This window comes from Caballeronia glathei, from assembly GCF_000698595.1.
Lineage (GTDB): Bacteria > Pseudomonadota > Gammaproteobacteria > Burkholderiales > Burkholderiaceae > Caballeronia > Caballeronia glathei.
Genome location: NZ_JFHC01000221.1, coordinates 1 through 1,505, shown reverse-complemented (window position 1 = coordinate 1,505; position 1,505 = coordinate 1). Strand labels below are relative to the sequence as shown.

Here is a 1,505-nt window from a genome sequence, read left to right as displayed (position 1 = left end):
TTCGCTGTAGCGAATGCTGACGTATTGGGCGGATTCAACCGGTCGTTGCAACATCTCCTAAAGGAGGTGTCAAATGGGACGACCACAGGGTTGGGGTTCGGAACAGACGGGAAGACCAATAATGCGATCGCCTGGCAGGCCTGGTGTCAATCAGCTAGAGACAAAACGAGCGTTCTGGAACTGTATCCGGCAGGGCATGGAGACCGAGGCTGCTGCGCTGGAATGTGGCGTGTCACAACCTTTGGGACCAAGGTGGTTTCGTGAGGCGGGAGGAATGCCGCCAATCGAACTGACGCCGGGCGGTGGGACTTATCTGTCTTTTTCTGAACGCGAAGAAATCGCGCTGCTGCGGGCACAGGATTGCGGGGTTCGTGAGATCGCTCGGAGACTGCAGCGCTCACCTTCGACCATCTCACGCGAGTTGCGCCGTAACGCTGCAACCCGCGGTGGTACTTTGATATACAGGGCGACGGTTGCTCAGTGGAAAGCAGAGCGTGCAGCGGGACGTCCCAAAGCGTCCAGGCTGGCAAAGAACGAGAGATTAAAGAAGTATGTGCAGAGTCGATTGGCCGGAGCAGTCACCGACTCAGGAGGCAGGCCGATTGCCGGACCTGACGTACCGTGGAAAGGACGACGGCAAGGCCGCCGCGCGGACCGGCGTTGGGGCACCTGCTGGAGTCCCGAACAGATCAGTCGACGATTGCAGGTCGACTATCCCGACGACAAATCCATGAGAATCTCTCACGAAGCCATCTATCAGGAGCTTTACATCCAGGGCCGTGGCGCTCTGCGACGAGAGCTTACTGCGTGTCTGCGTACGGGCCGTGCACTTCGTGTGCCTCGAGCCAGGACGCAACAGCGTGGAAAGCATTTCATCACTCCGGAGGTCATGATCAGTGAACGACCGGTTGAGACTGCTGATCGTGCTGTTCCGGGTCACTGGGAAGGTGACCTGATCATCGGCCTTAACCGATCTGCGGTGGGCACGCTGGTCGAGCGTACCACCCGCTTTACAATGTTGCTCCATCTCCCACCTATGGAGGGCCATGGCAACGGCGTGCGAGTCAAGAATGGGCCACCGCTGGCGGGTCATGGAGCGGAGGCTGTCCGCAACGCCATAGCTGCGAAGATCGTGTTATTGCCAGAGCGGTTGAGACGATCACTCACGTGGGACCAAGGCGCAGAGATGGCCCAGCATGTGCAGCTTCGAATCGATACGGGTCTGGAGATCTATTTCTGCGATCCTCAAAGCCCGTGGCAACGTGGGACCAATGAGAATACGAACGGTCTGTTACGTCAATACTTTCCGAAAGGCACTGACATCAGTCGGTACACGGAGCGTGAACTCGATGCCGTCGCAGACGCACTGAATTGCAGACCGCGTAAAAGCCTTGGATGGAAAGCACCAGCAGAAGCACTGAGAGATCTACTACTCGCGTCATAAACATCAGGTGTTGCAACGACCCCTTGAACCTAAGTTGCGAACCTCTATCGGAGTGATGGAT

The 1,505-nt window shown here is 57.3% G+C and carries 1 protein-coding gene; it reads left to right on the top strand.

The window, feature by feature from the left end:
- Positions 1 to 73: 73 nt before the first annotated feature.
- Positions 74 to 1,444 carry an IS30 family transposase gene (locus BG61_RS41200; protein ID WP_075584342.1) on the top strand — a complete coding sequence of 457 codons (1,371 nt, stop codon included), beginning with the start codon at positions 74 to 76 and terminating at the stop codon, positions 1,442 to 1,444.
- Positions 1,445 to 1,505: the final 61 nt, after the last annotated feature.